At 56.0% G+C, this 382-nt stretch carries 1 pseudogene; it reads left to right on the forward strand.

Annotation, left to right across the window (positions count from 1 at the left end):
- Positions 1 to 82: 82 nt before the first annotated feature.
- Positions 83 to 382: pseudogene (locus SB756_RS28395) on the forward strand (ACP S-malonyltransferase); the annotation flags it as partial.

The raw sequence follows: 382 nt of genomic DNA on the forward strand, positions 1-382 counted from the left end.
GCAGTTGGTTCTGCTTGAAGCCTTTGGCGGTGGATTCACCTGGGGCTCCGCGCTGGTTCGTTTCTAGGATAAGGATTAAAACATGACGCAATTTGCATTTGTGTTCCCTGGACAGGGTTCTCAAACCGTTGGAATGCTGGCTGATATGGCGGCGAGCTATCCAATTGTCGAAGAAACGTTTGCTGAAGCTTCTGCGGCGCTGGGCTACGACCTGTGGGCGCTGACCCAGCAGGGGCCAGCTGAAGAACTGAATAAAACCTGGCAAACCCAGCCAGCGCTGTTGACTGCATCTGTTGCGCTGTACCGCGTATGGCAGCAGCAGGGCGGTAAAGCACCGGCAATGATGGCCGGTCACAGCCTGGGGGAATACTCCGCGCTGGTT

The organism is Pseudomonas sp. SIMBA_068, assembly GCF_046534705.1.
Lineage (GTDB): Bacteria > Pseudomonadota > Gammaproteobacteria > Pseudomonadales > Pseudomonadaceae > Aquipseudomonas > Aquipseudomonas putida.